This is a genomic window from Rugosimonospora acidiphila, from assembly GCF_039543385.1.
Classification (GTDB): domain Bacteria; phylum Actinomycetota; class Actinomycetes; order Mycobacteriales; family Micromonosporaceae; genus Rugosimonospora; species Rugosimonospora acidiphila.
Map to the genome: position 1 here is coordinate 1 of NZ_BAABJQ010000033.1, position 24,874 is coordinate 24,874.

22 protein-coding genes and 1 pseudogene are annotated in these 24,874 nt (G+C 69.9%); 19 read left to right on the plus strand and 4 right to left on the minus strand.

Going from position 1 to position 24,874, the window contains the following annotated elements; translation table 11 throughout:
• The 15 genes from ABEA87_RS35655 to ABEA87_RS35725 form a co-directional block, all read left to right on the plus strand.
• Positions 1-728 (plus strand): acyl carrier protein (locus ABEA87_RS35655; RefSeq protein WP_345637350.1); only part of this gene is annotated, 728 nt, incomplete at its 5' end.
• Complete coding sequence (locus ABEA87_RS35660; RefSeq protein ID WP_345637352.1) at positions 728-1,753, plus strand: TauD/TfdA family dioxygenase; 1,026 nt, start codon at positions 728-730, stop codon at positions 1,751-1,753. The genes ABEA87_RS35655 and ABEA87_RS35660, both read left to right, overlap by 1 nt.
• The gene (locus ABEA87_RS35665) at positions 1,743-4,700 is read left to right on the plus strand and encodes an AMP-binding protein (protein WP_345637354.1); all 2,958 of its coding nucleotides are present in this window, start codon (positions 1,743-1,745) and stop codon (positions 4,698-4,700) included. The genes ABEA87_RS35660 and ABEA87_RS35665 overlap by 11 nt, the downstream gene beginning before the upstream one ends.
• The gene (locus ABEA87_RS35670; protein ID WP_345637356.1) at positions 4,697-6,883 is read left to right on the plus strand and encodes a condensation domain-containing protein; all 2,187 of its coding nucleotides are present in this window, start codon (positions 4,697-4,699) and stop codon (positions 6,881-6,883) included. Before ABEA87_RS35665 ends, ABEA87_RS35670 begins: the two co-directional genes overlap by 4 nt.
• Before the next feature lie 60 nt (positions 6,884-6,943).
• On the plus strand, positions 6,944-7,801 hold the full coding sequence (locus tag ABEA87_RS35675; protein ID WP_345637358.1) for a 2OG-Fe(II)-dependent halogenase WelO5 family protein: 858 nt from the start codon (positions 6,944-6,946) through the stop codon (positions 7,799-7,801).
• Between the two features lie 70 nt (positions 7,802-7,871).
• Positions 7,872-9,440, plus strand: coding sequence for a carbamoyltransferase C-terminal domain-containing protein (locus tag ABEA87_RS35680; protein ID WP_345637360.1), 1,569 nt, complete (start codon positions 7,872-7,874; stop codon positions 9,438-9,440).
• Positions 9,437-11,317, plus strand: a complete 1,881-nt coding sequence (locus tag ABEA87_RS35685) for an amino acid adenylation domain-containing protein (protein ID WP_345637363.1) — start codon at positions 9,437-9,439, stop codon at positions 11,315-11,317. Before ABEA87_RS35680 ends, ABEA87_RS35685 begins: the two co-directional genes overlap by 4 nt.
• Positions 11,318-11,369: 52 nt before the next feature.
• Positions 11,370-12,548 carry a pyridoxal phosphate-dependent aminotransferase gene (locus ABEA87_RS35690; RefSeq protein WP_345637366.1) on the plus strand — a complete coding sequence of 393 codons (1,179 nt, stop codon included), beginning with the start codon at positions 11,370-11,372 and terminating at the stop codon, positions 12,546-12,548.
• 61 nt (positions 12,549-12,609) lie between these two features.
• Positions 12,610-12,873, plus strand: coding sequence for a phosphopantetheine-binding protein (locus tag ABEA87_RS35695; protein ID WP_345637368.1), 264 nt, complete (start codon positions 12,610-12,612; stop codon positions 12,871-12,873).
• On the plus strand, positions 12,870-13,958 hold the full coding sequence (locus tag ABEA87_RS35700) for an acyl-CoA dehydrogenase family protein (protein WP_345637371.1): 1,089 nt from the start codon (positions 12,870-12,872) through the stop codon (positions 13,956-13,958). Before ABEA87_RS35695 ends, ABEA87_RS35700 begins: the two co-directional genes overlap by 4 nt.
• A gap of 5 nt (positions 13,959-13,963) precedes the next feature.
• Positions 13,964-14,746 (plus strand): acyl-CoA dehydrogenase family protein, encoded by a 783-nt coding sequence (locus ABEA87_RS35705; protein ID WP_345637373.1) that lies wholly within the window; start codon positions 13,964-13,966, stop codon positions 14,744-14,746.
• Positions 14,743-16,125 carry a condensation domain-containing protein gene (locus ABEA87_RS35710; protein ID WP_345637375.1) on the plus strand — a complete coding sequence of 461 codons (1,383 nt, stop codon included), beginning with the start codon at positions 14,743-14,745 and terminating at the stop codon, positions 16,123-16,125. The genes ABEA87_RS35705 and ABEA87_RS35710 overlap by 4 nt, the downstream gene beginning before the upstream one ends.
• The gene (locus tag ABEA87_RS35715) at positions 16,125-17,267 is read left to right on the plus strand and encodes a class I SAM-dependent methyltransferase (protein ID WP_345637377.1); all 1,143 of its coding nucleotides are present in this window, start codon (positions 16,125-16,127) and stop codon (positions 17,265-17,267) included. Before ABEA87_RS35710 ends, ABEA87_RS35715 begins: the two co-directional genes overlap by 1 nt.
• Before the next feature lie 56 nt (positions 17,268-17,323).
• Positions 17,324-18,634 (plus strand): ATP-grasp domain-containing protein, encoded by a 1,311-nt coding sequence (locus ABEA87_RS35720; RefSeq protein ID WP_345637379.1) that lies wholly within the window; start codon positions 17,324-17,326, stop codon positions 18,632-18,634.
• A gap of 45 nt (positions 18,635-18,679) precedes the next feature.
• Positions 18,680-19,939, plus strand: a complete 1,260-nt coding sequence (locus ABEA87_RS35725) for an MFS transporter (RefSeq protein WP_345637381.1) — start codon at positions 18,680-18,682, stop codon at positions 19,937-19,939.
• A 28-nt stretch (positions 19,940-19,967) separates the two neighbouring features.
• Here ABEA87_RS35725 and ABEA87_RS35730 read toward each other — a convergent pair whose 3' ends face one another.
• The gene (locus ABEA87_RS35730) at positions 19,968-20,435 is read right to left on the minus strand and encodes a MarR family winged helix-turn-helix transcriptional regulator (protein ID WP_345637383.1); all 468 of its coding nucleotides are present in this window, start codon (positions 20,433-20,435) and stop codon (positions 19,968-19,970) included.
• Between the two features lie 84 nt (positions 20,436-20,519).
• Positions 20,520-21,284, minus strand: coding sequence for an oxidoreductase (locus tag ABEA87_RS35735; RefSeq protein ID WP_345637385.1), 765 nt, complete (start codon positions 21,282-21,284; stop codon positions 20,520-20,522).
• Positions 21,285-21,549: 265 nt separating this feature from the next.
• Here ABEA87_RS35735 and ABEA87_RS35740 point away from each other — a divergent pair, with 265 nt between their 5' ends.
• The 4 genes and pseudogenes from ABEA87_RS35740 (at position 21,550) to ABEA87_RS35755 (ending at position 23,784) form a co-directional block, all read left to right on the plus strand.
• Positions 21,550-22,083, plus strand: a complete 534-nt coding sequence (locus ABEA87_RS35740; protein WP_345637387.1) for a sigma-70 family RNA polymerase sigma factor — start codon at positions 21,550-21,552, stop codon at positions 22,081-22,083.
• Complete coding sequence (locus tag ABEA87_RS35745; protein ID WP_345637388.1) at positions 22,083-23,300, plus strand: hypothetical protein; 1,218 nt, start codon at positions 22,083-22,085, stop codon at positions 23,298-23,300. The genes ABEA87_RS35740 and ABEA87_RS35745 overlap by 1 nt, the downstream gene beginning before the upstream one ends.
• A 116-nt stretch (positions 23,301-23,416) precedes the next feature.
• A pseudogene (locus tag ABEA87_RS35750) lies at positions 23,417-23,580 on the plus strand (SAM-dependent methyltransferase); the annotation flags it as partial.
• On the plus strand, positions 23,560-23,784 hold the full coding sequence (locus ABEA87_RS35755) for an SAM-dependent methyltransferase (protein ID WP_345637390.1): 225 nt from the start codon (positions 23,560-23,562) through the stop codon (positions 23,782-23,784). The pseudogene ABEA87_RS35750 and the gene ABEA87_RS35755, both read left to right, overlap by 21 nt.
• Before the next feature lie 16 nt (positions 23,785-23,800).
• Here the strand turns inward: ABEA87_RS35755 and ABEA87_RS35760 are convergent, their stop codons facing one another.
• Positions 23,801-24,415, minus strand: coding sequence for a TetR/AcrR family transcriptional regulator (locus tag ABEA87_RS35760; protein ID WP_345637392.1), 615 nt, complete (start codon positions 24,413-24,415; stop codon positions 23,801-23,803).
• A 32-nt stretch (positions 24,416-24,447) separates the two neighbouring features.
• Positions 24,448-24,735, minus strand: coding sequence for an antibiotic biosynthesis monooxygenase family protein (locus ABEA87_RS35765; protein WP_345637394.1), 288 nt, complete (start codon positions 24,733-24,735; stop codon positions 24,448-24,450).
• Positions 24,736-24,874 lie beyond the last annotated feature (139 nt).

Here is a 24,874-nt window from a genome sequence, read left to right on the forward strand (position 1 = left end):
CGACCTCACTCACCCAGCCCGCCACGGCCGCATCTGTCACGAGCGAGCCTGGCACCCCGGACTGGCTCGAACCAGTCCGCCACGTCATCGCCGCCCACCCCGAGGTGGCCACGGCGGAAGTCACCCTCGAGCCGGACACGTCCGGAGTCGCGCACCGGATCGAGGCCGTCCTGGAGGCCGACGCCGAGGTCGTCCGCGCGGCGGTGGTATACGGGCACCGCGGTGGGGTTCGGCATCTCGTCGGGTTCGTCCAGCGCTCGCTGGGCGCCGGTGAGGCGGATGACCCGCGGGCCGCCGACTCGGCTGAGGAGCGTGCCGAACAGGACAGCGCCTTCCACGACCGGGTGCGCGGCGCGCTGTCGCCAGTGCTGTCCGCGCGGGGCGGCGAGTCGGTGCCGGTCATCTCCATCGCGACGGTTCCGCTGGACCCTCAGGGCGAGCCCGACCGCGCGGCGCTCGCGCACCGGGCCGACGGCTTCCTGGCGTCCCTGGCGGTGCTCACGGGCATCTGGTCCGAGGTCCTCAGAACGCCGGATATCGATGAGGCGGGAAGCTTCCTCGGCCATGGCGGCGACTCGCTGGCCGCGATGCGGGCTGCCAACCGGATCCGCGACAGGCTCGGCGTGAGGCTGCCGATGTCCGTCCTGCTGAGCGCGCGCACGGTATCCGACGTCGCAGCGCACATCGCCGCGCAAACCCTCGACATTCAGGAAGGTGGTCACGCCTGATGAAGCAGAAATTCGGTGCGCTCGCCACGACCGCTCCCACCCCTGCCCAGGTAGAGACGTCCCTGGTACGACGTGGTTTCCTCAACGAGCAGAGTCTGCCCTTGGTCCTGGAGTTCGACGCGGATGTCAACGTCCCCTCCTGGATCAGCCGGCACCGCTCCGAGTTGAGGGCCGATCTGCACCGGTACGGCGCCCTGCTGTTCCGGTCGGCGACACCCCCCGACTTCCAAGAGACCGTGCGAGCCTTCTCCGCGGACCAGGTCGACTACCGAGGCGGTACGGCGATCCGCAGCCGCGTCTCCTCGGACACCTACACCGCCAGCGAGTACCCGGAGCAGTTGGTCATCAGGCAGCACAGCGAGTTCTGCTACTCCAACGACTGGCCGATGCTGCTGTTCTTCTACTGCGACGTCCCGTCGAGGGTCGGCGGCCAGACGCCGTTGGTGGACAACCGAACTCTCCTGCGGGAAATGCCGAGCCAGATCCGCCAGCAGTTCGCCGAGCGCGACCTGCTCTACGTACGCGGCTACGGATACAACCGGACCTGGCAGCGCTCGTATGAGACCGACAGCCGGGCGGAGGTCGAGGAGATCTGCGCACGCGAGGGCAGGCGCGTCGAGTGGCTCGGCGACGACCAGTTGCGCACGTACGAGCGCCGGTTGGCCGTCACGTCTCATCCGGTGACCGGGGAGCGGGTGTGGTTCAACTACGCGATCGGCTTCCACATCTCGCGGATGGATGACGAGATCCGCGACGCGCTGTCCACCTCTGAACAGGACACCGACAGTCAGCTGTGGCCGAACAATGTGCTGTGGGGCGACGGCGCGGAGATCGATGCCGAGGTCATCAACACGGTCAACGATCTGGTCGTCGAGCACACCGTGCAGTTCGACTGGCAGCACGGCGACGTCCTCGTGGTGGACAACATGCTGTGCGGACACGGCCGGCAGCCGTACCAGGGGCCGCGTCGCATCCTGCTCAAGATGGCCGAGTCGTACGCCAAGGCGGTCGGCAATGACCGATAACGGAGGCTCCCCGTACCCCGACGCGGTTCAACTCGGTCCGTTCCAGCGGGCCGCCCTGCAGACCCACGCCGCGCACCGCACCGTGACCGTCGGCATCCCCGACGTCTCCGGTACCGCCGTGTACGAGGCCGCGTTGACGGTCCTGCGCGTCCACCCGGCACTGAGTGCCGAACTCGTCGAGGTTGCTTCGCTGCGGGTGCCATGGCAACGGCGCGCGGAGGTGCACGGACAGTCGTTCCCGGAGGAGGGCCGCTGGGAGATCACCTCGGGCGCCACGACGGTGCGCATCGCGCAGCGGGCAGGTGGGGCTCGCCTGACCGTCTCGACCCCGCCCGTCTTCGTCGACCTCCCGTCGCTTGCGGGCTTCTTCCACCTGGTCGGCCAGGCGCTGAATGGTGCGCGGATCACCGCCGCCATGGACGACTTCGCGGTGGAGGTCGGCCATCTGGAGATGATGCGCGCCGGCGAGTTGCGCGAGGAGGAGCGCTACTGGCGAGCCCGCGGTGAGGAGGCGATCGCCCGCACCGGGGACCGCCTCGCCGAGGTCGCGGTCGTGCCGGCGCGCGACAGCGTCAACCAGGCGAGCATCCCGCTCGACGGGCCGCTGCTTGAGGCCGTGAGCGCGCTCGCGACCGCGGTGGGAGCAGACCTCTGCGACGTCGCGCACTACGCCCTCGCCGTACTCCTGGATCGCCTGGGCGTCGATGCCGACCGGATCGCGAGGACGGTCGACGCGCGGCCACTCATGGGCCTCACCGGTGCGATCGGCGTCTTCTCACACACCGTGCCCGGTCATCCCAGCGTGGACCCCACCGACACGGTCGCCATGGGCCTGCGCGCCGTGGTCAAGCAGCGGTGCGAGGAAGACGATCTGATCGGTTGCCCCTCACCGCGTCCCGAGGGGGAGTTGCCGGAGATCGTGTTCAGCGCGAACGGGCTGAGGGTCGACCTGCCGTCGGCCTGGCGGCTTGAGGAGTGCACCTCCGCGCCCGACGGGCATCTGGTGTTCGCCTGTGTCGACAGCGGAGCGGCACCGGAGCTCCTCGTCCGCATCGCCGACGACCGCGACATCGACCCGCGACTGCTGGTGCGGCTCTGGCACACGGTGCTGCGCGGACTGGCGGATTCGCCGGACTCGATCGTGGGCGAGGTCACCCCCGCCGACGCCGCGCTGACGGCGCAGCTGTCCACCGAACTGCGTCAGGCGGCCGGCCGCCCGGCCGCCGAGGACATCTGCCGGGTGCTCGCCCGGCGTGCGGCGCAGGACCCGGATGGCACGGCGGTGCGCTGGCCCGGCGGCCGGTGGAGCTACGCCGAGCTGCTCGGCTACGTTCAAGCCACGGCCGGTCGGCTGCCTGAGGTGAGCGATGGCGACGTCGTCGCGGTGGCGGGCAAGTCGAATCAGCCCCAGACCATCCTGGGCGTGCTGAGCGTGCTGTGGCGCGGAGCCGCCTTCCTGCCGGTGGATCCGGACGAGCCGGCGGCCCGGGTGGCTGACGCGCTCGCCAGGTCCAAGGCCGTCGCGATACTGTCCGAGGCCCCCGGCCTCACCGTGCCGGCGGGCGTACCGACCCTGCCGATCGACCCGACCGGTGTGGCGGGTACGGCCGCGCCGCTGACGAGTCCGGCCGACGTCGCGGCGACCTCCGCCGCCTACGTCCTTCGCACGTCGGGCTCCACCGGTCGGCCGAAACTGGTGGGCGTCAGCCGTGCCAGCCTCGCGAACTACCTTCGCTGGGTGGCCGAGACTCTCGTCCCCTCGACCCTCACGACGCACGCGCTGCCGGCTCTGAGTCCGTCGGTCTTCGACGCGGGCTTCAAGCAGACGTTGGGCATGCTCTACAGCGGCCGAACCGTGTGGCTACCGGGCTCGGACCCGCGCGACCCGGTCGCACTGCTCGCCGAGCTGTCCGCGAGCGACGAGGCCGTCGCGGTGAACTGCGTGCCCAGTTACTGGTCCGTGCTGATGGAGGCGATTGCCGACGGGCCCGTCCCGCGCATCGAACGGGTGCTGCTTGGGGGCGAGCCGGTGACCCGCGCGCTGCTGCGGCGGACCCGGGAAGCCCTGCCCGCCGCGCAGGTCTGGAACCTGTACGGTCCGACCGAGGCGACGGCGACGGCGACCATGGGACTGCTGGAAGACGGCGAGACCATACATGCGGGTCGTCCCATCGCCGGTGCGGTGGTGGCGGTGCTCGACCGGTACGGCGCTCCGCTCCCGGAGGGGATCGTCGGCGAGATCGCCGTCGCCGGGCCGGGCGTCGCGCTCGGCTACCTGGATGGGCAGGAGGGGGAGTCCCCGTTCATCACGCTCCCGGCGCCGGAGACCCACAACCGCGCCTACCGGACCGGGGACTACGGCTGGATCGCGGGCGACGGAGCGCTGCGTCTGGTGGGACGGCGGGACGCCCAGGTCAAGGTCAACGGCTGGCGGATCGAGCTCGGCGAGATCGAAAGCGTCGCCGAGCAACTGGAGGGCGTCAGCCGCGGGCTCGCCGTGGTCGACGACGCCGCGGTGTTGCGGCTGTTCGTCGTCGGCGCCGCGGATCCCGAACAGGTTCGCTCACGCCTCGCGGCGCTGCTGCCGGCGGCGATGCTGCCGAGCTCCATCCACGTCGTGCGCGAAATCCCCGTCCTGTCTAGCGGCAAGGCGGACCGTGCGGCGCTGCTGGCCGGACTGAACCGGTCGACGCAGGAGGACCCGCGGGTCTACGACGTCGAGCAGCGCGTGGTCGCGACGGTCTGGCGGGACCTGCTGGGCGGCGGCTGGCCCCGGGTCACCGACGAGTTCTTCGACGCGGGCGGCCACTCCCTGCTCCTGGCGCAGCTCGTCAACAGGTTGCGGTCCCAGGGATATACCCAGCTGTCGGTGCGCCACGTGATCCGGCGCCCCACGGTCGAGTCGATCGCGGACCTGATCCGGGCGAAGGACACCGAGGACCGATGAACACCGCCGGCCGAGACCACCTCATCGAGCTCAGACGTGAAGCGGACGGCGCCGCGCCGCGCGTCGTAGCGTTCCTGCACTCCTCCTCCGGCTCGGCGAGCGGCTTCCGCCGGCTCGTCAAACACCTGCGGGCGCCCGCGCGATACGTGGCGTTCCAGGCGGTCGAGCCCGGGGCGGACGACCGGTGCTCCGTCCCGGCGATCGCGGCCGACTACTGGCGCGATCTCGAGCCGGTGCTCCGCGAGGAGCCGTCCGCCGCGCTGGTCCTGGTGGGGTGGTCCTTCGGCGGCGTGCTCGCGGTGGAGATGGCCCGGCTCGCCGAGGCCGAGGGCCGCGGTGCGGCACACGTGGTCCTGCTCGACGCAGGCACCCCCGACATGCTCAGCCGGTGTCGCGGCGAGCGCTCACCGGCCGGCGAGATCGCCTCGCTGTTCGGTATCACGGACGGCCTTCCGGTGGGCACGGCGGCACTCGACGACGCGTCGCTCGTGGCTGCCGTGCTGGACCGGCTGAGCGGGGAGGGCCTCGGTGGGCTGTCGGCGAGCGACCTGCTGCCGTACCTGCGCACTCACCGATGGCACCTCAACGCCTTGAGCAGGCCATGGAGCGCGCCGGCCTGCGCCGCGCGGGTCACCCTGATCCGCGCCACGGACGAGGACGGCTGGGCGGACACGCCCGCCGACCTCGGTTGGTCCCAGGCGTTGGGTCAGGATGTCGAGGTACTCGGCGCGCCCGGGACGCACCATTCCCTGCTCTCGACCGAGCACGCGCCGTCGCTCGCCCCGCTCATCGACGCCATCGTGCGCGGGGCCGCCGCGCGGGCCGACGAGGATGGCCTGCCGCTGAGTTCGGCCCAGGCACGCCTGTGGTTCCTCTGGCAGCTCGAGCCGGACGGCGCCCACTACACGACGCAGCTCGGCTGGCGCATCCCGGGGGCCAGCGCCGCCGACGTACGGAAGGCCTGGCTACGGCTGTGCGACCGTCACCCGATCCTTCGCAGCAGCTACCGGCTCACCCCGTCGGGCCAGCCTCAGCGGTTCGTCGACCCGGCCGCGCACGTGCCCGTCGAACTGGTGCGCTTGGCACCCCTCCCCGGGCAGCCCGAACGGGCGATCGGCGACCTCGCCTCCGAACACTTCCGCAGGCCCTTCGACCTGCAACACGGCAGTGTGCGAGCGGTCATCGCCGAGGACGGCGCGGATGCCGTCTGGCTGGTGGTGTCCTGCCACCACATCGCCGTCGACGGGTGGTGCCTGGAGGTCATCGAGCGCGACCTCCGGGGCCTCCTGCGAGATCCGTCCGCCGAGCTTCCCGCGCTCGCAGCCGACTACCAGGACTTCGTCGCGTGGGAGCAGACCCTGCGCTCCGGGCCGTACTTCGGCTCGGACCTGTCCTACTGGGTCGATGCCCTGAAGGACATCGAGGTCAGCCCGCCCGCACCGGACCCGTTCGAGGACGGCGAGCCGGGCGCCGCGTCGGTGCGGTTCCGGCTCTCCGCGCGGACCGTCAGCGCCCTGGAATCGGCGTCGATGGCGGCCGGGGTGACGATGTTCGCCGGCCTGCTCACCTGCCTCGCCGTCGCCCTCCAGGAATGGGCGGAAGGCACCGGCGTGGCGGTCGGCGTCAACCTGGCCAACCGGCCGCGGTCGGACTTCGAAGACGTCGTCGGAATGTTTGTGGATCCGGTCGTGCTCTGGCTTCGGCCCTCGCCCGAGGGGCGGTTCGACCACGCGGTAGAGCACGTGTGGGAGCGTCTGGCCGGGGCCTTTGAGCACGCGGATGTGCCGTATCAGGACGTCGTCACGGCCGTTGACCCGGTCGGCCGGGACCCGTGGAGCCCGCTGTTCTGGGTAGTCGTGAACATGGACCAGCTGCCCGACGAGGTCCGGGAGCCGCGGTGGGAACCCATCCCGTCGGTGGTTCCTCCGGACGCGAAGTTCCCGTTCGCCGCGATCCTGCAACAGGGTGCCGGGGACCTGGGCGTGGAGTTCCTCTATCCCCGGGACCGCTACCGGCCCAGCACCGTGGACCGCGTGCGCCGCCGGTTCGAGCAGCTCGTGCGCAGCGCTGGCAGCGACGGGTTCGGCGCCGGGCTTCCGCCCGTTGCGGCGCAGGCCCCGCTCTCCGATCGCTTCGCCAGGCGCTTCGCGACGCTGAGCAGAAAGCCGCCCGTAACCGGGTGAGGACTTGTTCGGGCGAGTCGTCGGACACGACTCTCGACGAACCGCGAGATCGGAGACACGATGATCGGACAGAAGGAAGCGGTCAGAACAGTGACCGGGTGGCGCGGGGATGCCAACTACTTCACCCCGCGCGAGTACTACACGTTTGTCCCCGAGGCCGTGCTTGATGTGCTGCACGGCAGGGCGGCCTGCGTGATCTTCCGTGGCATGGTCTCCCACGATGTCTACTCGGAGGTCGCGCGTCGCTTCTGGGGCAGCCCGCATCGCAGGGTGCGGGGAGCCGAGGCCCCGGGCTATTACCTGGGCGCCTATACGTGGGGCAAGTCGACGGCGGAGTACCTGGACGAGTCGGAGATCGTGAACCCGATTCTGGAGGATCTGCTGGACATCCCGGGGAATCCCGTCAAGGAGTTCTACGATGGGCTTTCCCGGGCACTGGCGGCGGAGGGCTGCCTGGTCCGCACCGCCGAGCACAGGGGCCGTAGGTCGAGCATCGCGCTACTGAGGTCCTGGCACGGCGCGGGGGACTTCGCGCTCGCTCCTCATGACGATGACTCCCAGTGCACCGATCCGCTGATGGCCGACTTCGAGCGCACCGGAGTCGTCGGGCGCCCCGTCGCGGCGCTGAACATGTGCGTGGAGAACCACGAGGGCGGCCGGCTGGTGCTGTGGAACGTCCGGCCCGATGACGAAAGCAAGCGCCGGCTCGGCGTCGAATTCACCGGCTCGCCGTACCCGGTCGAGGCTCTCGAAGGCTCCGATGTCGAGTACATCGAGATCGATTCAGGCGATGTCTACGTATTCAACGGCGCTCACGTTCACGCGGTAGAGCCCAACACCGACGGTCTGCAGACCAGGACGACCATCCTCGGCATGATGGGTTTCATCGATGATCACACAGTGGCTACCTGGAGCTGACGCGGATCTGTCGGCAACGGCGGACCGGCCGCGCAGGGTGCGGTCCTCAGCATAGAAGAGGTGCGCGTACATGCTGATTCTGTCATTCAAAGAGGGTCACGACGGCGGGATCGCCGCCATCGAGGACGGTCGTCTCCTTTTTTCCTTGGAGGCCGAGAAGGATTCGTTCCCCCGCTTCAGTTCCCTGACCGCCGACGTGCTGCTGGCCGCGGCCGAGCGGCTCGACCGTCTACCGGATGCCGTCGCGGTCGGGGGATGGGTCAAGGGAACCTTTTCGAACGAGGCGCCGTCGCGAACGGGGTACTTCGGGGTGGGCCCGGGATCGGTCAGCTCCACCGAAGGCCGGATCTTCGGCCACAGGGTGAATGTCTTCTCCTCCACCCACGAACGATCGCACATCTTCACCGCGCTCGGGATGTCACCGTTGCCGCCCGGCCAGCCCTACTACAGCCTGGTCTGGGAGGGCAACATCGGCTCGTTCTACCGCATCGACGAGCGCGGCCAGGTCGAACACCTGCGTCACGTGCTCACCGATCCGGGGAACAAGTACGCCTGGCTGTTCGCTCTGGCCGACCCGAAGTTCACCGCCAACAAGGGCGTGCTGCGCCTGCAGGATGCCGGCAAGCAGATGGCGCTGACCGCCTTCGCCACCAAGCGCCCGGCGAACGCGCTCGAACGGGAGCTGATCGACACCATCCTCAGTCAGGAACAGATCATCGTCACCCTCGGCAAGGACGACCTGGCCTCGTCCCCGTTCTACAACGCCGGTGTCGAGTCCCAGCTGTTCAAGGACGCCGCCGCGCGGCTGTCCGACGCGATCTTCGGCCGCTTCTACGACTACGCCGAGGCCGAGCTGACCGAGGGTCTGCCCCTGCTGATCTCGGGCGGGTGCGGGCTGAACTGCGAATGGAACCGCCGGTGGCGCGAGTGTGGGCTGTTCCCGGAGGTCTTCGTGCCGCCCTGCCCCAATGACAGCGGCTCGGCGCTGGGAACGGCGATCGACGCCCAGCACCACTACACGGGAGTAGCCGCGGTGGAGTGGGACGTCTACGCAGGCGACACGTTCCAGGAGGATGTCCCGATCGATCCCGCGCAGTTCGACTCCCGGCCGCTGGATCTCGTGGAGGTGGCCCGGTTCCTGAGGGACGGCAACATCGTCGGCTGGGCGCGGGGACGCTGGGAGATAGGTCCGCGGGCGCTGGGCAACCGGTCGATCCTGGCGGCGCCGTTCGGCGAGGAGATGCTCAAGCGGCTCAACACTCTCAAGCAACGCGAGACGTACCGGCCGATCGCGCCGATCTGCCTGGCGCAGGACGCTCCCCGCTGGTTCAGCGGCTCGATTCCCGACCCCTACATGCTGTATTTCAGCCAGGTGACGACCGACGAACTCACGGCCGTGACCCATGTGGACGGCTCGGCCCGAGTGCAGACCGTGACGCGGGAGCAGAACAGCGCGATGGCCGACCTTCTGGCGGCGTTCCGCGACCTGACCGGCTTCAGCGTCCTGTGCAACACCTCCCTCAACTTCTCGGGCCGCGGATTCATCAACCGCACCAGCGACCTGCTCCAGTACGGCGAGGAACACGGCCTCGACGGCTACGTGATCGGTGACTCCTTCGTGACCCGGCGCCGGCGATGACGCACGATCGGCTCTCCCGGACCCGGTTCGGGCCGAGCGCCCGGTCCGAGCGCTCGGTCGACGGCGGCAATCACGGCGTGCCCCCACCCCCTTCAAAGCAGGTTGACGACATCGGCGAGGAGGACCCGTTGACGAAGGCTCCGGACCTGTGGACTTTGGTTGCCAACCTCCAGGGGCACCGCTCGATCTGGCCGGCGGACCGGCCGATCCCGCCCGGCTGGCACGGCGAGGGATTTCGAGGGACACCCTCCGAATGCGGCGCCCGCATTCGCGGGATGGCCCGCGTGCCCGCCGCGACCCCGGCGGGCGACCAGCGGGAGCCGGACGGCAGCACCGAGACGACCGTGCGCAACGCGAACTGCGACAACAGGCTCGACGTCCTGCTGTCCGCCGCCGCCCGTGAGCACGCCGATCAGACGGCCGTCCAGTGCGAGGGCGTCAACGTCACCTACCGCGAGTTGTTCTCCCGGGCGCGGCAGACGGCCGACGCGCTGAACGCCCGCGGGGCCAGGCCGGGGGAGTTCGTCGGCGTGGTGGTAGACCGGTCCGCCGACGCGGTCGCGGCCGTCGTCGGTGCCGTGCTGTCGGGCGCCCCGTACATTCCCCTGGACCCCGATGCCCCCCTGCCGCGCCTGCGGCAGATCGTGCGGCAGGCCTCGCTGCGCCTGGTGACCGGTGCGGTGGACGCCGAGCTGGCCGAGCAACTGGGGCTTGAACGCGTCCCGATCGCGCGGGCCACCGAGGCCCGCACCTGCCCGGCCATCGCGCCGGGGTCGCCCAGCGATCCGATCTATGCGATCTTCACTTCGGGCTCGACCGGTGCGCCGAAGGGCGTCGTGGTCTCGCACCTCGCGGTCGTCAACTCGACCAACGCCCGCTTCGCCGTGTTCCCCGGATGCCCCATGAGGTATCTGATGCTCGCCCCGCTCACCTTCGACGCGGCGGTGGCGGGACTGTTCTTCACGCTTGCCGCGGGGGGCACCCTGATCCTCCCCACGGACGCGGACGTCCGGGATCCCGGACTGATCGGCGACCTGGTCACCCGCTCCCGGGCCACCCATCTCGACGCGGTCCCGTCCCAGTACGCGGCGATCCTCGAATACGAGGCGCCCGCGCTGAGGGACCTGGCCTGTGTCGTGGTGGCCGGCGAGGCACTGGCCCGGGGACTGGCCCGGCGGCACCTGCAGGAGTTGCCACACGTACCGCTGTTCAACGAGTACGGGCCCACCGAGGGCACCGTCTGGTCCACCGTGCATCGGTGCACCGCGGAGGACGGTGGGCCGCTGGCCCCGATCGGCCTGCCCATCGACGGGGTCGAGGTGATGCTGTGGGATGGCAACCTGCGGCCCGTCGGTCGCGGTGAGGTCGGCGAGATCGTCATCTCCGGGCTCCAGCTGGCCGACGGCTACCTCGGGCAGCCCGACCTGACCGCCACGCGCTTCCTGCCGCACCCGGTCAAGCCGGGACAGCGGGTCTACCTGACCGGGGACCTGGGCCGAGTCGACGAGACCGGCAGACTCGTCCACTGTGGACGGCTCGGTCAAATGGTCAAGGTACGGGGCTTCCGTGTCGAACTCGGCGAGGTCGAAGGATGGTTGCGGGCACAGCCCGACGTCGTGGACGCCGTCGTCGTGCCCGAGCACTTCGCCGGCACCACGCGCCTGGTCGCGGTCGTCGTCCCGTCAGCACGCACGACGCTGGACCGGCCGAAGCTGCGGCGTGGCCTGGCCGACCACCTCCCCTCGTACATGATCCCGTCGGAGTGGCGGGAGATCGAGCAGATGCCGCTGACCAAGAACGGGAAGAGGGACCGCGCCGCGGCGGCGGTCCTCGCCGATATTCGGCCGGCTCAGCCACAGCAAGTCGCCGCAGCCTGATCGGAAGGTCATCCCCGCAAACAGTTCCCATCGAGCCTCACAAGGAGCCCGCATGATCCCGGACACGATCGCCGCCAACCACGTCGGCGACGCCCTGCAGACCAGGGCAATTTCGACGCTCACCCGCATCGAATGGTCCGCATTGATGACCATGCACAACCTCGCCGACGGGCACGCTCGGCAGGGTGACCTGAACCAGGCTGTGCTCGACCGGCTTCCCGAGATCTTCCGCAAGGCGGAGGCGAGCCTGCAGTTGGAGGTGCAACAGGACTTCGAGCGCGTCTTCTTCAAGGCCGCCGGCCAGCCGAGCGTTCTCGAACGAGCGCAGAAGCCGCTGTACCACTACTCCTCATCGCTGTCGATCGAGGTCGTGGCGAACCACTTCCGCCTGGAAGGGATCACCGTGGGGCTGCTGCACCCCACCTTCGACAACATCCCCGACATTCTCAAGCGGCACGGCGTGCCACTGATCCCGGTCTCCGAAGACGTCTTCACCGACCCGGGCTCCCTCGACTGCTGGGACGAGATCGACGCGCTGTTCCTGGTGGTGCCCAACAACCCGACCGGCCTGGACCCCCGCGTCGAGGATGTCGAGCGGATCGCGCTGGAGTGTCGCGACCGCGGCAAGGTGCTGGTCGTCGACTTCAGCTTCCGCCTCTTCAGCGACCACCTGGCGACCCGCGACCTCTATGCCTTCTTCGAGGACAACGGTGTCGACCACATCGGGATCGAGGATGTGGGCAAGGTCTGGCCGACGCTGGACCTGAAGCTGGGCAGCCTGATCGCCGGCCCACGGCGCTGGGATGCCCTGGAAGCCATCACCGACGACCTGCTGTTGAACGTCTCCGCCTTCATCTTCGCGTTGATCGCCGAGTCGGGTAAGTCCGGCATCGTGGAGCGCGCCCGGTCCACCAGTGCCACCAACCGGGCCATTCTCGCCGAGGCGCTGGCCGACGGGCCCGTGTCGCCGGTCGAGGGTGGCGCGACGATGAGCGTTGCCTGGCTGCACCTGCCCGAGGGGTGGGACTGCCTCGAGCTGTGCGTCTGGCTGCAGACGCGCGGCATCGCGGTCCTGCCGGGCGCGCCGTTCTTCTGGGCCGAGCCCGAGCGGGGATCCCGCTTCATCAGGATCGCCCTGATGCGGCCCCTTGGCGAGTTCGAGGCCGCGGCCAAGGAGTTGGCGTCGGCACTGACCGACTACCAGCCGCACAGCGGCCTGGAGGACGACTGAGCCCGCGTGCCGGTTCAGGCAGGGATCCGTGAACGAGAGACGCCCGGGAGGAGTGACGGCAATGAACGAGATCGAGGCCATTGTGCTGGAGCAGGCAAGGGATCTGCTCGGCGACGGCATCAGCCTGTCCGACGACTTTTTCAACGTTGGCGGCGACAGCGTGACGGGTATGCACTTCGTGGGAAGGGTCGGACGCCGGCTCGACCTGCCGATCCGCACGACGCTGCTGTTCGCCAACTCCGTGCTGGCAGACTTCGCCGACGGTGTGGCGGCCGTGCAACGGCGGCAGGCAGCGGCCACCGGCGCAGAATCGCCCGCGCGATGATCCGCAGCACCGTGGAGGACGAGGTCGCCCGCATCCTGGACGGCCTGCCACCGGGAGCGGGGGCGCGGCAGGCGTTCGCCGCACTGGGCGAAGCCCGCCTGTTCGCCCCGCACTATCCCGAGGAGTACGGCGGTCGCGGCGGCACGCTGGCCGACTACGCGGCGGTGGCCGACGCGCTGGGCGACCGGGGATTCGCCGACGAGGTGCATCTGGTGACCGTCCAAGGCGTCGGGTGCGCGGTGCTGTACTTCGGTACGGAACAGCAGCGGCGCAGGTGGCTGCCGGGCATCGCCTCCGGCCGTACGCTCGCCAGCCTTCTGCTGTCCGAGGTCGACGCGGGATCCGATGCCGCGGCGATCACCACGAGCGCCCGTGAGGGTGCGGCCGGTTGGATCCTCAACGGGCGCAAGTGCTGGAGTCTGCATGCCGACTGGTCGAGCATCGGGCTGTGCTCTGCCCGCACCTCCAAGGGCCCCAACCGGTACTCCGGGATCACCCTGTTCGTCGTCGACCTGACGAGTCCGGGCATCACCGTCGCGGAGCGTCCACGGCTGCTCGGCGAGCCCTACTTCACCGTGAGCTTCGACGAGGTCGCCGTCCCCGACGACGCCATGGTCGGTCCGCTGGGCGGGGGTTTCCGCGTACTGACCTCCGCGGCCGGCTACGAACGAGCCGGCCTGGATTACCTGAGCCGGGGCAGGGTGTGGCTGCGGGCCGCCGAGGAGACGCTGGTGGCCTTCCCGCAGCTGTGCGACGAGCGCCGGCGGGCCGGTCTCGTCCGGCTCGAATACGGGCTGCAGGCAGCACACGAACTCGCCGACGCCACCATCGCCGGCGCCGACGACTTCGAATTCGACTACGTGAGCTCGGCCTACTCCAAGTACACCTGTGGGGAAGCGGCACAGGCGGTCGCCCGATGGGTCGCCGAGGAGTTGCTTCCCGAGCCGGTCGTCCAGACCAGAGGCGACCTCGTCCGGCGGCTGCGCGCGGCCGTTGCGGAAGGTCCGGAGCTGTCCATCTCCGGCAACGCGGTGGACCTGTTGCTGGACACCATATCCCTCGACCCAAGTCTTGGTGAGGTGTGAATGCCGTGAGTAGTTTGATTGTCGCGCCGCCCGTGGCCGTTTCGTTCACCGACTGGGCAGAGGCGCTGAGCAGCCGGGCGGCGGCCGGCGAACCCGTCAAGTGCCTGCTGTCCGCCCGGAGGCTGCTCGACATCTTCGGCCCGGATGCCCTGCCGGCCCTGCCGGTCGGCAAGCCAGGGCAGTGGAGCGACGCGCGGTGGCTGCTGCACGCCTCGGCAGAGGAGAGCGAAGGCAGCGACGGAACGAGTACCTGGTTTCTGTCCCTCGGCCCCGGCCGGGAGTTCGAGGGCTCGGTCACGCTCACCAGCAAGCAGGCCGAGAGCATCGCGGATCGCGAACTGCTCGCCCTGGCGTCGGTCGCGGTCGGCACAGCCCAGCGCGCCATGGTTCTGGCGCGGCGACGGGCGGGCAAGCGAATGATCAGCGGCCGTCCCCTGATCGAGCTGCAGGCGGCGGGCCACCGGCTGGCGCGGGTGGCAGCGCTCATCACCCAGGCCCGGGCGTATCTGCGCGCACTTTGTCGGGACGAGGACGCCGGGATCGGGGCGGGCTATCGGGCCGCCGCGGGGGCCGCGGCGGCCGCCGAGGCCGCCTTTGCCTGTGCCCAGGCCCTCGTGCAGATCTATGGCGCCGCCGGCACTAGCGACGCCGAGCCCGCCGCCGCCTTCGCGGCCTGTCAGGCCGCGGCCTCGGCCGCGGGCGCGCCGGCCCGGCTGTGGCTGCACGCCGGCAGCCGGCGCCCGTTGCGACCAACGACCAATGCTCGATCGCAGGCGGTGGCGACATGACGACGGAGACGTATCCCGTTTCGTACGGTCAGGAAAGTCAGTGGTATGTCCATGAGGTCCGCGGGCTGACTGCCGTCTATCAGGACTTCGCGGTTTTCCGGCTGAGCGGAGCGCTCGATCTGCGGGCGTTCAGCACGGCGGTCGAGGCCCTGGTCGAACGGCACCCGGCGCTGAGGACCAGGTTCGTGCGGATCGACGGCGAACTCCGGCAGGTCGTCGACCCGCGCTGGCGTGGTTCGTTGAGCGTCACGAGCGCCGCGGCGGGACTCGATTCGATCGCCGCGATCGAGCTGTACGTCGCGCAGCAGGCGGAGCTTCCGTTCGACCTCGAACACGGGCCGCTGTTCCGGGTCGGGGTGCTCGCACTCGACGACGACAGCCATGTCCTCGCCTTCGTCAAGCATCGGATGATCGCGGACTGCTGGTCTCTGGAACTGCTGTTCGCCGAGCTGTCCGCTCTCTATGCCGGCGTGCCCGCCGATGAGCAGGCCACCACGGCCGTGCCGGCGCCGTCATTCACCGAGTTCGCGCGCTGGCAGCAGACCCCCGCGGCGAGTGAGGAGTTCGGCGAACTCGTCGACTACTGGATCACCCACCTCGGCGACGCGCCCAGGACCCTCGATTTCGGCGGCACCGGTGCGGCGGACGTCCCGGACGAGGAGGCCTCCCAGGCCGGGGAACTCGAGTTCTGGATCCCGGCCACGGTCGCGGATCGGTTGCAGCAGTTCGCCGGCTCATGCGGCGCGACCCTGTACATGACGCTGCTGGCCGCGTTCCAGGTGGTGATCGGTCGCGCGGCTCGGACAGCGGACTTTCTCGTCGGGGTGCCGGTGGCCGGCCGCACCATGATCCAGTACGAGGAGTCGGTCGGCTATTTCGTCAACCTCCTCGCGCTCCGGGCCGACCTGCGTGGCGACCCGACCGGTACTGAGCTGGTCCGGCGGGTCCGCAAGACGATGCTGGGCGGGATGGCGTATCAGGACCTCCCGTTCGAGGTGCTGCTGGCCGAACTGGGGGAGCAGCCGTCGCCCGCGCGGCATCCACTCGTTCAGGTGACGATGCAGGTGATCGAGGAAGGTACGGCGGGGGACCTGCGGCTGCCCGGGCTCACGGCCGAGCCGGTCGCGGTCGACGAGTACCAGATCGCCTATGCGTTGACCCTCAACCTCTACACCGGCGGCGAAGGGCTGCGCGGCCGGCTCATCTACACCGTCGGCGAGGTCGATCACGAGGTCGCGAAGGCGGCCGTCGAGCAGTTCTGCCGGATCATCGAGCTGATGCCGGCAACCCCGGACTTCAAGGTGTCCACGCTGGACGAACTCGCCGCGTCCGGAGCCACGCCCACCTCGCTCGCCGAGCCCACCTGGAATGGGGTCTGATGGATAACACCGCCGACCCGCAGTGGCAGCTCATCGAGGTAGGGGGCAACGCCATCGAGGTTCGGACCAGCAGGCGGCCGCCCCAGGGCGGCCGCCGGCTCTGGCCGTCGGTCGGCGAGTACCCCGTCTACGACGAGTTCTTCTACGGCGTGATGCTCCAGGACGAGGAGCGCAACAAGCTCTTCCGGGAGGCCATCACGCTCCAGGCCGAGGGCCGGGTGGTCCTCGAACTCGGCGTCGGGCCCGACCTCCTGTGGACCTCACTGGCGGCCGAGAGCGGTGCGGCCAAGGTCTTCGCTGTCGAGGTGCTGGAGGAGAGCGCGAGGGTCGCCCGGGAGCGCGCCCGGCGGATCGGCCCACACGTGACGGTCCTGTACGGCGACGCCACGCAGGTCGTACTCCCGCAAGATGCGGAGCTGTGCATCGCCGAACTGGTCGGCGCCATCGGGGGAGCCGAGGGCATCGCCGCCGCCGTGGACGACGCGCGGCGGCGGCACCTGCGACCGGGCGCCCCCGTAGTGCCGCACCGGGTCAGAACTCCGATCGCGGCGCTGGGAGCTCGCGCACTGCTGGGCGACGCGCCCGCGCTGCATCCGGAGGCCGCGTCATACACCGCGCAGGTGTTCGACAGCGTGGAGTCGATCTTCGACGTGCGGATGTGCCTCAGTGGGGTCAGCTATGCCGACCTGCTGACCGACACCGCGATGTTGGAGGACCTGAATCTCACCAGCGGCGCCTACGACAACCCCCGGGAAATCCACCTGAAGGTGACGCGGCCCGGCGAGATCGACAGTTTCGTGCTCTGGCTCCAACTCCAGTGCGCTGCCTCCCAGCCCTATCTGGACAGTATGGATACGGACACCAACTGGACACCGGTGCTCGTTCCCTTCGACACCGACCGTGCGGTCCGCGTCGAGGTCGGTGACACACTGGCGGTCACCGCCACCAGGCGCCTGTACGACGAGGTGCACCCCGAGTGGTCCTTCGCGGCAACGGTGCGGCACCGCGATGGGACGGTCACGCCGGTGCGCGCCGAGTGCCCCTACGCGAACGGTCCGGTCCGCGCCTCGTGGCTGCACCGCGCCCTGTTCCGAGACCCGGTCCCGACCGGGGCTACCAGCGAGTCCTCCGGGACTCGGTGACGAGATCCGCGCAGACGGCCGAACCCTGGCCGAGGGCCTCCTGAAGGAGTGACGACATGCTCGACTATCGCGACCTCGGCGGGGATCTGGCGGCGGGCGATCACCGGGCCGCGGCGCGGAAGGCGCAGCGTCTCCTGACCGCGGCCGAGGGAATCCCCTTCGTTCCCTCGGACGAGGTGCCCATCGAGCCGTTGCTGTTCAGCAGCGCCGAATACGACAGCCACCTGGCCGTGGTCAAGCGCATCGACGCGCTACTCCAGGAGGTGGCCTGGAGCGTCGGGGGCGATCCGGCCGGGCTGAGGGCCGCCCTGACCGGAGGCGATGACAACCACGATCTGCTCAGCGCGGACACCACGATGGAGAAGACCTGGGCGTCCTGCATGTTCCGCATCGACGCCGTCGTCAGCGGAGGAGTTCTCAAGGTTCTGGAGAACAACGTCGGCGGCTCGATAGGCGGTCCGAACCTCATGCACCTCCTCGTCGGGCAACATCGGGAGGAGGTGGCCGACGTCAGCGGGCGGGTGCACTTCGATGATCCCTTCGACGCGCGCCGGCTGCTCTACGAGGACGCCTGCAGGTGGGTGGACGGCCCGCGCTCGGTGGCGCTGTTGGCGACCAAGCGGGAGACTTTCTACGCGCATCCCAGGTACTGGTCGGTCGAGACGGAGTTCATGGCGAAGCACGACATCGACGCCGTGTTTCAAGAGCCCGAGGACCTCGCCCACTCGCCGGGCAGATTCAGCGCCGCCCTCCGCCATTTCATCCCCGCCGAATGGAAGGAGCTGGGCATCGACCTCGACCTCGTGCGGCGCGCCGCGGACAACGGCACGCTCATGCTGGCCCCCGAGTCGTCGCGCCTCATCCAGAACAAGAAGGTCCTCGCCTGGCTCTCCTCGGCGGCCGACACGATGAACGGTCACGACCGTGAATTCGTCGCGGCTCACCTGCCCTGGACCCGCATCGTCGAGCCCGTGGAGGTGGACTACCGGGGCAGGACCTGGCATCTGCCTGAGCTCCTGCGACGCAACCGGGAGGATTTCGTTCTCAAGCCCGTCTACGGGTACGGCGGCCACGGGGTCACCGTGGGAAGGTTCACGCCGCACGGCGAATGGCGCGGCGCGGTGGAATCCGCGCTGTCCGACGCGTTCATCGTGCAGGAGTACGCGGAGCCGGACCGCGTCAGCATGGCCTTCTACAACCGCGGAACCGGCACGGCGCGACGCGTCGAGGTGGCACCCGTGCTGGGTTTCGCCGTCTTCGGTGGAAGGAACGCCGGATGCGTGGTCCGCCACAATCCGGCTCTGACCAGCGGTGTCGTCAACGGCGCTCAGGGTGCTTCGCAGAACGTGGCGGGCTGGCATGCCTAGGCTCCATCCTGCCGCCGGCCGCCCGTGGGATGAGCTGAGCAGCCGTTGACAACCGCCGCCAGAGATACGGTCGGCGAGACCTCCACCGGGCCGACGCCGCGGCCCCGGCTGCTGCTGCGCAACCGCGATTACACCAGTTGGTGGATCGGCGGCACGGTCTCGGACTTTGGTAGTGCGCTGTCGGTCATCGCCTACCCGATGCTCATCCTCGTGTTGACCGGATCGGCCGCGCGCGCCGGCACGGTCGGCGCCGCCGTGAGCATCGGGGGCCTGGTCACCATGCTGCTCGGCGGAGTGCTCGCGGACCGGTTGTCGCGTCGCACCATCTTGACGGCCGGGCCGCTCATCCAGGCGCTCGCGGTCAGTACGGTCGTCGTCTCCGTGGCGACCGGCCACGTCAACATCACGTACCTCTCGGCGGTTGGCTTCGTCCAGGGCCTCGTCAGCGGGCTGGCCGGGGGCGCGGAACTCGCCACGCTGCGCCGAGTCGTGCCGGAGGAGCAGCTGCCCACCGCCTTCGCGCAGTATCAGGGGCGGACCATGGCCGTCAGGCTGGCCGGGCCGTCCGCCAGCGGCTTCCTGTTCAGCCTCGCGACCTGGGCTCCGTTCCTCGGCGACGCCCTGTCGTTTTTGGCTGGCGCGCTCGGGGCGGTGCTTATCCGGCGTCCGCTCGGCCCGGACCCCGACGAGCGTGGGGTCCGCCAATCGGTCTTCGCGAGCATCGGCGCCGGGCTACGGTTCATCCGCCGCAATGCCTATCTGCGGTTCCTCATGGTGTGGGTCGCGATCGCGAACGCCCGCAACGCGGGATTGTTGATCCTGGTCGTCGTGCTCATCCACAGCCACCACGGCAGTGCCACGCTGGTTGGAGCCGTGAGTTCCATCGGGGCCATCGGCGGGCTGACCGGGTCGCTCCTGTCGAGCAGGATCGCCGAGCGGGTGCCGGGACGTCTGATCATCATCGCCCTGTCCTGGATCGCCGCGCTGGTCTTCGTCGGCATCGCCCTCGTGCCGTCCGCGTGGATGATCGCCGCCCTGCTCGCGCTCATGATGTTCCTCACGGGGCCGATCAACGTCGTCTTCGGCACCTACGAGGCGCGGATCATCCCGGACGCGTTGATGGGCCGGGTGTCGAGCGCCATCAGCTTCGGGGCGGCCTCGATCCAGTGGCTCGGCCCGTTCGGCGCCGGATTTCTGGCCGAGGCGTTCGGCCCGAAAACCGCGACACTGGCCATCGCTGGTCTCCTGGCCGTCGTGGCTGTCGGTACCCAGTTCGCGCGGGGCCCGCGTGCCCTCGCCCAGTGAGCCATCATCAGCGGCTGACCCCGCGCGGTTACTCGCCGCCTACCCGGGCAGCGGTCCGCCGTCGCAGGGCCTGCGTCAGTGACGGGGTGATGTCCAGCAGTTGCTTCTGCTGCTCGACCGTCAGGTCGCCGAAAACCGCGGCGATGTCGGCCTGGAACTGCTGCCAGATCAGGTGCAGGTGGTCGCGCCCGAGCTCGGTCAGGCTGATCACCGTGCTGCGACCGTCGGCCGGGTTGGGCCGGCGATCGATGAAGCCGTCCTCGGTGAGCGCGTCGACCAGGGACGTGATCCGGCGTTGCGTGACGTTCAGCGAGTAGGCCAGCTGCGTCATGGTCCGGTCGCCGTCCTGGTCGAGGACTCGAAGCAGCCGCATCCGGGGGTAGCTGACCGAGGCGGCCGGGGTGCACGCGGTGATCCATTTACCCCACGCCGGCCCCAACTCCGTGAACGCGGCGGCCAGATCATCAAGTCTGGACTGGGTAGTGGGACGCGGCATGATCCCGATCGTACGTCACCAGCGGACGATCACCCTCGGCATGCCCAGCGCCGCGGGGGCAGCGCCGGGCATCCACCGGCAAGGTCACTGACCGCCGTTGATGTCGAGGTCGGCGGCGGTGATCCACTGCGCGCGGGTCGAGGCGAGGAACGCGACCGCCTCGGCGACCTCGCGCGGGTCGCCGAAGCGGCCGAGCGGGATGCCGCTCGCCATCGCCGCGAGCGGCGCCCCCATCGCGTCGGCGATGGTCTGCATGATCTCCGTGCCGCCGGGGGTCTCGACCGGGCCGAGGGTTACCACGTTGACCCGGATGCCGGCCGGGGCCAGGGCGTTGGCCAGACCCTTGCTGTAGGTGGCGAGTGCGGCCTTGGCCGCCGCGTAGTGCAGCACCGGCGCCTGCGGGTTCTTCGCCACCCCCGTGCTGATGTTGACGATGGCCGCGCCGTTGCCGGACTCCTGCAAGGCGGGCAGTGCGGCGTTGGTGAGCCGCACGGCCGACAGGAAGTTGATGTCCAGCGAGTCCTGCCATTCGGCGTCCGGGATCGAGGCTGGACCGGCCAGGTGCACGCGAGCGGCCCCAGCCGCGTTGACCAGGATGTCCAGGCCGCCGAGCGTCTCCACGGCCCGCTCGGCCAGCTGCCGGGCGCCGGCCTCCGAGCGCAGATCGGCCGCGATGAAGGTCGACTCCTTCGGGGTGTCCTCGGTGGCGGTGCGGGCGCTGGTGACCACCGCCGCGCCGGCCTCGATCAGGCGCCGCGCGACGGCCGCGCCGATACCGCGGGAGCCGCCGGTCACCAGGGCCCGCCGCCCAGCGAACTCGTCGGGCAGGGAAGTAGTAGGGCTGTACATCAGAACACCTTCCGAAACATGAGTCACACACCCGCTTTTACTAGCGGGGTACAACAAATACTAGCGGGGTTCAGCATCTCGGCCACGCCCCCGCGATGAGACGCCGGTCACCCCGGCGCGAACGGTCAGATTGGAATTAATGCCCCAGATTGGATCATGGCTAACATAATTGGCTAAATCCGCGAGCGTCGTTCGGTGCGGCGGGGTTGCCGGTCCGATCTGGACATCGATGGAACCGTTCGGGGTGCGGGCGCGTTTATCTGGCATGGATGCCCCACCGACGCGGGAGCTGCCGGCAGCGGCACGGGTGCCCGTGGCGCGCGAGCCGGATGACCACTCGTTCGACGCGTTCTACCGCGCCAAGTCCGACAGCGTGTATCGGGCGCTGGCGATGACGCTCGGCGACGCGCATCTGGCCCGGGAAGCGACCGACGAGGCGATGACGCGTGCCTGCGCCCGGTGGCACGCCGTACGGAGCATGGAAAACCCCGGCGGGTGGGCATACCGGGTCGGGCTCAACTGGGCCACCTCGTGGTGGCGCAAGCGGCGCCGGGAGCAGCCACTGTGGCCCGACCGCGACGAGGCGGCGGTGACCGATCCGCAGACCCCGGTGGCCCTGGCCGCGCTGCGCAGGCTGCCGCTGAACCAGCGCGCCGTGGTCGTCTGCCGGGTGCTGCTGGACCTGTCCACCGTGGAGACAGCGGACCTGCTCGGGCTCGCGCAGGGCACGGTCAAGAGCCGGCTCGCCCGGGCGCTCGCCGCGCTGCGGACCGTTCTGACCGTTGAGGGTGAGGCGTGATGGGTACCCGGGACGAAGATCTTGACCTCGATGACGAACTCGTGGCGCTGGTGCGCGGCGCGGCCGCAGACCTTCCCGGGTACCCGGGCGACGTGGCCTCGATCCGGCGTCGCAGGGCAGCCCGGCGGCGCCGGCAGACCCTGTACGTCGGCCTGTCCGCCGCCCTGGTCGCCACCGTCCTGTTCGGCGGGGTGGCGCTCTTCGGCCCGGTTGGCGGCCCGGCGCCGCTGACCGTGGTGTCCACCCCGCCGGCCTCGCCCACGGTCGCGGCCAGCCCCCCGGCGCCCGGTACCGCGGGGTTGCAGCGGCTTTTCTTCGTGCCGTACGGCCAGTCCTCGGAAGGGGACAACGGCGCGCAGGTGGGGGTACGCAACAACGACGACCTGGATGAGGTGCTGCCCGATGGGCGGCTGCTGACCAGCCACGTGCCCGGGCTCGCCGCTGTCGTGACGGCGATGTCGCTGCCAGACGGCGGGTTCGTCGCGCTGGGCACCAAGAGCCCGACCGAGACCACGCCACCACCGGGCGCCGCGGCGAGCCCGACCCCGGCCGGTGCCGACGAGCGGTTCAACCTCGCGGTGGTGGGCCCGGACGGGAGAGTGCGCTCGCTGCGGGACACCGCGGCGCTCGGCCTGATCGGGACGAACGACCAACGGGTCTTCATGTACGACCGGCAGTCACACCTGCTCACCATGGACCTCGCCACCGGGCGCCAGCAGGCACTGTCCTGGCCGGCGCTGAGCCCCGGCGCGGCGCTGGCCGGCGGGCACTTCGTCGAGTTGCAGGGCGACGCACAGCAGGGCGACGCGCAGCCCCCGGACACTCCGACGCACTGCACCCTGCGGGTGCTCGACGACCGTACCGGGGCGCAGACCTCCAGCCGCACCCTTCCGGTTGGCGACTGCGACCCGGGGTTCGGGATGCGGTTGTCGCCCGATGGGCAGTGGCTGGCGGTCGCCCAGGCCACGCCCGGCGGGTCCGTCGGCGCGATCGGCGTGCTGCTCATCAACGTGGCCACGGGACAGCAGTACAGCCAGGTGCTGGATCAGGTCGCTGGCAGCAGCGACGACGGCGAGTCGGTCGACTTCCAGGGCATGGCGTGGCTCGACGCCGGGCGGCTGCGGATCGCCTGGACGCACCTGCCGGCACATCCCACGCGGATGTACGACAAGTCCGAGGTGCTTCGCCTGCGGACAGTGGCGACGCCCGGGGCGTGAGGACGCGGGCACCGCGGGGTGCCGGTCGGTGCCAAGATGGGTCGGTGGTGGACGACAGCGATCCCGGGACCGATAAGCTGCCGACCCTCGGCGACGAACGGCCCAACTCCGTGCGCATGTACGACTACCTGCTCGGCGGCGCGTCCAACTTCGAGGTGGACCGCGAGGCGGCGCGGCAGGCGACGGCGGTGTTCCCGCACTTCCGCGTCGCGGTCGGGGTCAACCGGGCGTTCCTCGGCCGGGTCGTCAGCTACCTGGTGTGGCGGGGCATCGACCAGTTCCTCGACCTCGGCTCGGGCATTCCGACGGCGGGCAATGTGCACGAGGTGGCCCGCCGCCGCGGATCGCCCGCTTCTTCTCCGGCTACGAACTGGTCGATCCCGGTGTCACGCTGCTACCACAATGGCACCCGGATCGGCCGGTCAGCGAGCGGGAAGCCCGCGAGGCCAACCTGTACGGCGGCGTCGGCGTCCTGCGCGGCTGACCCGCCCCGGCGAGCGTCAACTGGGGCGTTCGAGCGCGGCCAGGAGGGGCTCGATGGTGGTGACGGCCTGGCCGACCAGGGTGGCGAACGGCGTGGTGCCTTGTTCGGCTACCCATCGGCGGGAGGCGGAGAACAGGACGCCCGCGAGCACGAAGGCGATGAGTTCGAGTTGGTAGTCCTCGGCGGGGCGGCCGGTGCGGTTGGCGAGCAGGCGGGTCAGGAGGTCGATGGTTCTGCGCTCCTGGCCGGCGTGCCGAGCTTCGAGGGCCGGGACGGTCGCGACGAGCCGCATCCGGGCGAAGGTCAGGTCACGGTCGGCTTCGGCCGCGGCCACGACCGCGCCCATGGCAGCGCGGATGGTCGCGGTCAGGGGCTCGTCGGCGGGTCGCGTGGCGACGGTGGCTTCGAAGAGGGGAGAGGCGTCGTTGTCGAGCACGACATCTTCCTTCGTGGGGAAGTACCGGTAGAAGGTGGTGGTCGAGGTCTCGGCGGCCTCGGCGATCTGCTCGACGGTGGTGTGCTCGTAGCCCTGGGCCTCGAACAGGCGCAGCGCCGCGGCTTGGATGGCGCGGCGCAGCTTGATCTTCTTGCGCTCCCGGAGACCGGGAGGCGGATTGCTCGGTGTGCTCATTGGATTGATCCTTGCTCACCCACGGTGGCAGGTCATGCCTGTAGCACTACCTCATAGACGTCAACAGGAGTAGGCGTAATGCCCAGCTCCGAAGTCGTCCCATCACGCTGCTGGGCGCCTCGGACCTCGAACTGCCGCCGGTCGTCATCGCTGTCCCACAGTGTGATGCTCACGACCTTGCCGCTGCTACGGTCAGCGAGTAGGTAGAAGCCCCTGAAGCCGGGGGCCTCACGGGTGGCGGAAAGCTGCTCCTCGGAAAGCTTGACGAGATCGGCAAGCTTGTCGGCTGCCGTTTGCGCGGAGTTGACGCGAGCGAACATGACGTTCCTTTCGGCAGCAGCGACCGTGAACTGGGGAGATCTCGAGCCCGAGGCCGTCGGCGTGGCCAACGCGCTATCGACCAGACCGTCCGACGCTCAGACAGTCCGGGTTGTTCTACCCTTCGGGTCATAGACACAA

Excerpts from the sequence above, each read along its gene's own strand:
- ABEA87_RS35740 (WP_345637387.1), top strand. The coding sequence starts at position 21,550 with ATGGATGCCCCACCGACGCGGGAGCTGCCGGCAGCGGCACGGGTGCCC.
- ABEA87_RS35720 (WP_345637379.1), top strand. The coding sequence starts at position 17,324 with ATGCTCGACTATCGCGACCTCGGCGGGGATCTGGCGGCGGGCGATCAC.
- ABEA87_RS35675 (WP_345637358.1), top strand. The coding sequence starts at position 6,944 with ATGATCGGACAGAAGGAAGCGGTCAGAACAGTGACCGGGTGGCGCGGG.
- ABEA87_RS35670 (WP_345637356.1), top strand. The coding sequence starts at position 4,697 with ATGAACACCGCCGGCCGAGACCACCTCATCGAGCTCAGACGTGAAGCG.
- ABEA87_RS35735 (WP_345637385.1), bottom strand. The coding sequence starts at position 21,284 with ATGTACAGCCCTACTACTTCCCTGCCCGACGAGTTCGCTGGGCGGCGG.
- ABEA87_RS35700 (WP_345637371.1), top strand. The coding sequence starts at position 12,870 with ATGATCCGCAGCACCGTGGAGGACGAGGTCGCCCGCATCCTGGACGGC.
- ABEA87_RS35760 (WP_345637392.1), bottom strand. The coding sequence starts at position 24,415 with ATGAGCACACCGAGCAATCCGCCTCCCGGTCTCCGGGAGCGCAAGAAG.
- ABEA87_RS35710 (WP_345637375.1), top strand. The coding sequence starts at position 14,743 with ATGACGACGGAGACGTATCCCGTTTCGTACGGTCAGGAAAGTCAGTGG.
- ABEA87_RS35695 (WP_345637368.1), top strand. The coding sequence starts at position 12,610 with ATGAACGAGATCGAGGCCATTGTGCTGGAGCAGGCAAGGGATCTGCTC.
- ABEA87_RS35765 (WP_345637394.1), bottom strand. The coding sequence starts at position 24,735 with ATGTTCGCTCGCGTCAACTCCGCGCAAACGGCAGCCGACAAGCTTGCC.
- ABEA87_RS35685 (WP_345637363.1), top strand. The coding sequence starts at position 9,437 with ATGACGCACGATCGGCTCTCCCGGACCCGGTTCGGGCCGAGCGCCCGG.
- ABEA87_RS35660 (WP_345637352.1), top strand. The coding sequence starts at position 728 with ATGAAGCAGAAATTCGGTGCGCTCGCCACGACCGCTCCCACCCCTGCC.
- ABEA87_RS35665 (WP_345637354.1), top strand. The coding sequence starts at position 1,743 with ATGACCGATAACGGAGGCTCCCCGTACCCCGACGCGGTTCAACTCGGT.
- ABEA87_RS35715 (WP_345637377.1), top strand. The coding sequence starts at position 16,125 with ATGGATAACACCGCCGACCCGCAGTGGCAGCTCATCGAGGTAGGGGGC.
- ABEA87_RS35680 (WP_345637360.1), top strand. The coding sequence starts at position 7,872 with ATGCTGATTCTGTCATTCAAAGAGGGTCACGACGGCGGGATCGCCGCC.
- ABEA87_RS35730 (WP_345637383.1), bottom strand. The coding sequence starts at position 20,435 with ATGCCGCGTCCCACTACCCAGTCCAGACTTGATGATCTGGCCGCCGCG.
- ABEA87_RS35745 (WP_345637388.1), top strand. The coding sequence starts at position 22,083 with ATGGGTACCCGGGACGAAGATCTTGACCTCGATGACGAACTCGTGGCG.
- ABEA87_RS35690 (WP_345637366.1), top strand. The coding sequence starts at position 11,370 with ATGATCCCGGACACGATCGCCGCCAACCACGTCGGCGACGCCCTGCAG.